We start from the raw sequence: 5,368 nt of genomic DNA on the forward strand, positions 1-5,368 counted from the left end.
CCGGAACACTGGTAACCAGGGAGGATGAGGATATGGAGAAAGTTATTGTATCAGGTGTTACATACGATAAAAACACTGCAAAGATAACCATCACCGGTGTCCCTGATAAGCCCGGTGTTGCAGCAAAAATATTTGGAGCGATTGCAGATACAAATATAGTTGTGGATATGATTCTACAGAATATAAGTGAAGGTGACCTTGCTGATATATCATTCACTGTTCCGAGAACAGATATGAAAAAGGCAGAGGAGATTACAAAAGAGGTAGCAAGGGAACTCGGGGCAAGGTATGTAAAGGTAAATGATGGGATAGCGAAGGTCTCTATAGTTGGTGTTGGAATGCGTTCTCACTCAGGTGTTGCCTCAAAGATGTTTGCTACCCTTGCGAAAGAGGGGATAAATATCATGATGATAAGCACATCGGAGATAAAGATCTCCTGCGTAATTGAGTCTAAATATACAGAACTTGCTGTCAGGGCATTGCACGATGCATTTGAGTTAGGAGTTCAGAGGTAAGGGGATGCGTTTAATAAAGATATATGACACAACACTGAGAGACGGTGCACAGACTGAAGACATATCCTTTTCTGTCGAGGATAAGTTAAGAATTTCACAGAAACTTGATGAGCTTGGTGTCCACTATATAGAGGGTGGTTGGCCAGGGTCAAATCCAAGGGATATAGAGTTTTTCAGAATGGCAAAAAAAGAACTCCATCTAAAAAACTCTATTCTTGTGGCCTTCGGAAGTACGAAAAGGTCAAAAGTTAAGGTAAAGGATGACACGAATATAAAGGCACTGATTGAGGCAAAGACACCTGCAGTTACCATATTCGGAAAGAGCTGGGACATGCATGTAAAGGATGCACTCAGGGTAAACATGAGAGAAAACCTTGTTCTCATAAGCGATTCAGTAGAATATTTAAAATCAAAAGTAGACGAGGTCATCTATGATGCAGAGCACTTCTTTGATGGATATAAGTCAAATCCTGAATATGCAATAAAGACCCTTATCTCTGCTGAGCGTGCAGGGGCAGACTGTATCGCCCTCTGTGATACAAATGGTGGAACACTTCCATCAGAAATTAAAAGGATATTTAAAGAGGTCACTGACGTTATCAAGATACCACTCGGAATACATGCACATAATGATAGTGAGATGGCGGTTGCAAATACGATTATTGCTGTGGAGATGGGAGCAAATCATGTCCAGGGAACGATTAACGGTTTCGGAGAAAGATGTGGCAATGCCAATCTATCTTCGGTGATACCAAACATAAAATTGAAACTCAAGCTCGACTGCATCAGTGATGAACATCTCAAAAAGCTCAGGGAGGTATCGAGATTTGTTGATGAGATAGCAAACCTCAGACACTTTAAGCGACAGCCATATGTTGGTGACAGTGCCTTTGCTCATAAAGCTGGTGTGCATATCTCAGCGGTTCAGAGAAATCCTCAGACCTATGAGCATATTCATCCAGAACTGGTCGGAAATTACAGGAGGACACTTATCTCAGACCTCTCTGGGAAAAGCAATGTACTTCAGAAGGCAAAGGAGTTTAACATAAAGATAGAGCGGGATTCTATGCATCTTCAGGATATACTCACTACACTTAAAAATCTTGAGAATCAAGGTTTTCAGTTTGAAGGTGCAGAAGGTTCCTTTGAACTTCTGATGAAGAAAACGCTCGGAATACACAAGAGCTTCTTCGAACTCATGGGCTTCAGGGTGATTGTTGAAAAGAGAAAAGGAGGAGAGGAACCTATCAGCGAAGCTACTATAATGGTAAAAGTGGGGGATAAAGTAGAGCATACAGCAGCAACAGGTAACGGCCCTGTGAATGCCCTCGATAACGCACTGAGAAAGGCACTTGAAAAATTTTATCCAGGGCTCAAAGAAGTAAAACTCATAGATTACAAGGTAAGGGTGCTGGCTGCTAATCAGGGGACTGCTGCAAAGGTAAGGGTGCTTATTGAGTCAGGAGACGATGGAAAACGGTGGGGAACTGTAGGGGTATCAGAGAATATAATAGAAGCATCGTGGCAGGCGTTGGTTGACAGTATAGAGTATAAATTGTTGAAGGAGGAGACTTAATTAACTCAAATTCAGACATAATAAGAACTGTTACCGAAAAATCTCTGATGTCGCTCAAGCCAGCCCTGCCCATCGCTGTATTTGAGTTCAAATATAATATAACTGGATGAATAAATGGTTGAAGAGATTGGCATAGTCCTGTCAACATCAGGTAACATGGCGAAGGTAGAGATACAAAAGACATCTGCATGCGATGCCTGTCCTACAGCAAAGGTGTGTCATCCAGCAGGAGGCGGGATGATAATGGAGGTATCAAATCCTGTTGGTGCTGTTGTTGGTGATAAGGTGAATGTCGGGATAGAGGCACAGATATACCTTAAGGCTTCATTCATCGTCTATGCTATTCCTGTGATTCTTCTTATCGCAGGTGCTATTTTCGGTAAAAACTGGGCTGAAGAGACAGGACGGGCTGCAGAATCGGATATGTGGGCAGCAATTATAGGTTTTGGGTTTCTGGTCGTCAGTCTTGTTATAATAAGGTTATGGGGTAGCAAAATCGAAAAGAAGAAAAAATACATACCTGTGATTATGGAGATACTTCGTTGAACAATTAACAATTAACAATGAGCAATTAACAATTAGCAATGAGCAATTAGCAATTAATAATTGATAATTAATAATTGAAAATTAACAATCGGGGGTTATTATGGTAGATACTGATAGATTGAGAAATATAGCCATAATCTCACATGGTGGTGGAGGAAAGACATCACTATGTGAGGCTATCCTTTTTAACGCAAAGGCTATAGATAGACTCGGAAAGACCACAGAGGGAAATACTGTTATGGATTATGAACCAGAGGAGATAAGTAAAAATATTTCCATCAGCTCTTCAGTTGCGTTCTGCGAGTGGAATGGACACAGATTGAATATCATAGACACGCCTGGATATATCAATTTCATTGAGGATACCAAAGGATGTCTGCGGGTTGCTGATGGTGCAGTAGTGATAATAAGTGCACTCTCAGGGGTTAAGGCAGAGACAGAGAAGGTATGGAGATATGCAACGGATTACGAGATTCCCAGGATTGCCTTTGTAAATAAAATGGATAGAGAAAGGGCAAACTTCTTAAGGGCGATAGGAGATATGGAGAAGGTATTCGGCATAGATAGTCTTCCAGTAGGGTTTCCGATAGGTGCGGAGGATACCTTCAGAGGCATAGTTGATCTTATAACAATGAAGGCATTTATTTTTGAAAAAGACTTAAGTGGTAAGTTCAGAGAAGAGGCAATACCTGAAGAGTTGAAAGGAGATGTAGAGGAATACAGAAAGCGTCTTGTAGAGAAGATAGCAGAAGGAGATGACACACTACTTGAGAAATACCTCGAAGGTGGTGAACTCACAGAAGAGGAGATACTTAAGGGTCTTAAGGAGGGAACACTGACGGGCAGATTTGTTCCGGTTACCTGTGGTTCTGCTGCGAAGAATATAGGTATCCAACAACTCCTTGGTTTCATAAGCAGGTGTCTTCCATCTCCCATAGAGAAGGCGAGGATTACACCTATTAAAGGTTTAGACCCCAAGAGTGGAAAGGCAGTCACAAGAAAATCTGAACCATCCGAGCCATTTTCTGCACTTGTATTTAAAACGATTGCAGATCCTTATACAGGCAAGCTTACGCTGTTCAGGGTATATTCAGGCACACTCAAGGCAGACTCAACAATTTATAACTCAACTCAGGATAAAAAGGAAAAAATCGGACAGGTATTCTATCTTATGGGTAAGAAACAGATACCTGCACAGGTCGTAAAGGCAGGCGATATTGCTGTGGTTGCAAAACTGAAAGACACAATTACAGGAGATACGATCTGCGATGAAGGTAACGCAATAAGATTTGAGGCGGTAAAGTTTGCAGACCCAGTAATGTCGTTTGCGATTGCACCCAAGAGTAAAAGTGATGAAGAAAAGGTAAGTAGTAGCATTCATAGAATGCTCGAGGAAGACCCTACCATTAGATTTCACAGGGACGATGAAACGAAGGAGATGATACTCTCAGGAATGGGACAGGTTCACCTTGAGGTTACCCTTGAAAGGCTAAAGAGGAAATTTGGCGTTGAGGTAATCATGAAAACCCCGAAAATACCTTACAAAGAAACAATTAAAATCTCTACTAAAGCACAGGGGAAATATAAAAGGCAGTCTGGTGGGAGAGGACAGTACGGAGATGCATGGATAGAGATAGAACCACTGCCGAGGGGTAGTGGTTTTGAATTCGTGGATAAGATTGTCGGGGGGGTTATCCCAAGACAATACATTCCTGCTGTAGAAAAAGGTGTTGTTGAGGCTATGCATGAAGGAGTGGTTGCGGGGTATCCACTTATAGATATGAGGGTAACGCTCTACGACGGCTCTTATCACACTGTTGATTCTTCAGAGATGGCATTCAAGATAGCTGGTTCAATGGCTCTGCGCAAGGCTGCTCTTGAGGCAAAGCCTGTAATCCTTGAGCCGATAATGAATGTTGAAGTCTTAACCCCCGAAGACTCACTCGGCGCTGTAATAGGTGATTTAAACTCGAAGAGAGGAAAGGTTCTTGGGGTTCAACCACAGGCAAATACTCAGAAGGTAATCGTCCAGGTTCCAATGGCTGAAATGTTGAGTTATGCACCGACACTCAACTCACTTACAAGTGGAAGGGGGTTGTATTCTATGGAGTTTTCCCATTATGAAGAGGTGCCAGGCCACCTGTCAACAAAGATAATTGCAGAAAAAGAAAAATATAGAAAGGAGAAAGAAGAATAAAGGGGTACCCCAAAAAGTAAAAAGACTTTTTTGGGGATTCAGTGAGGAGGGAGACTCGTATGACGAAGGCAGATATTGTTAGAGGGATACATGAAAAAGTAGGTTTATCAAGGAAAGAGGCGATAGATATCGTAGAGACAATACTGAACACGATAAAGGAAGCACTGAGAGAAGGTGAGATGGTAAAGGTCTCAGGATTCGGTAATTTTGTTGTAAGGAAAAAAGGTTCGAGAAAGGGTAGAAACCCAAAGACAGGTGTTGAGATTGAGATAACACCGAGAAAGATTGTCACATTTAGACCAAGCGCTATATTCAAGGAACTCGTGGCAAATAAGTAGTTATGGATAAACTCTTCTACAGGATAGGAGAGGTAAGTAAACTGACAGGTATAGCACCTTATATACTCAGGTACTGGGAGTCTGAATTCAGTTTTCTCAAACCGAGAAAAAATAATTCGGGACAGAGAGTCTATTTAAAGAAGGATATCGAACTGATTCTTGAGATAAAGAAACTGCTTTATGAAGAACGATATAC

The 5,368-nt window shown here is 41.6% G+C and carries 6 protein-coding genes; all 6 read left to right on the forward strand.

Translation table 11 applies throughout. The features are described 5' to 3' along the window. Positions 1 to 515: ACT domain-containing protein (locus AB1488_03395; GenBank protein ID MEW6409141.1), on the forward strand; the 515-nt coding region annotated here is incomplete at its 5' end. A gap of 4 nt (positions 516 to 519) precedes the next feature. Continuing rightward, positions 520 to 2,091, forward strand: a complete 1,572-nt coding sequence (gene cimA / locus AB1488_03400) for a citramalate synthase (protein ID MEW6409142.1) — start codon at positions 520 to 522, stop codon at positions 2,089 to 2,091. 114 nt (positions 2,092 to 2,205) lie between these two features. Continuing rightward, positions 2,206 to 2,637 carry a SoxR reducing system RseC family protein gene (locus AB1488_03405; GenBank protein MEW6409143.1) on the forward strand — a complete coding sequence of 144 codons (432 nt, stop codon included), beginning with the start codon at positions 2,206 to 2,208 and terminating at the stop codon, positions 2,635 to 2,637. Between the two features lie 100 nt (positions 2,638 to 2,737). Further along, positions 2,738 to 4,834 (forward strand): elongation factor G, encoded by a 2,097-nt coding sequence (gene fusA, locus AB1488_03410; GenBank protein MEW6409144.1) that lies wholly within the window; start codon positions 2,738 to 2,740, stop codon positions 4,832 to 4,834. A gap of 59 nt (positions 4,835 to 4,893) precedes the next feature. After that, a complete protein-coding gene (locus tag AB1488_03415; GenBank protein MEW6409145.1) occupies positions 4,894 to 5,172 on the forward strand; it encodes an integration host factor subunit alpha in 279 nt (92 codons plus the stop codon). A 2-nt stretch (positions 5,173 to 5,174) separates the two neighbouring features. Continuing rightward, a partial coding sequence (locus tag AB1488_03420; protein ID MEW6409146.1) for a MerR family transcriptional regulator occupies positions 5,175 to 5,368 on the forward strand: 194 nt, incomplete at its 3' end.

The organism is Nitrospirota bacterium (assembly GCA_040756155.1).
GTDB lineage: Bacteria > Nitrospirota > Thermodesulfovibrionia > JACRGW01 > JBFLZU01 > JBFLZU01.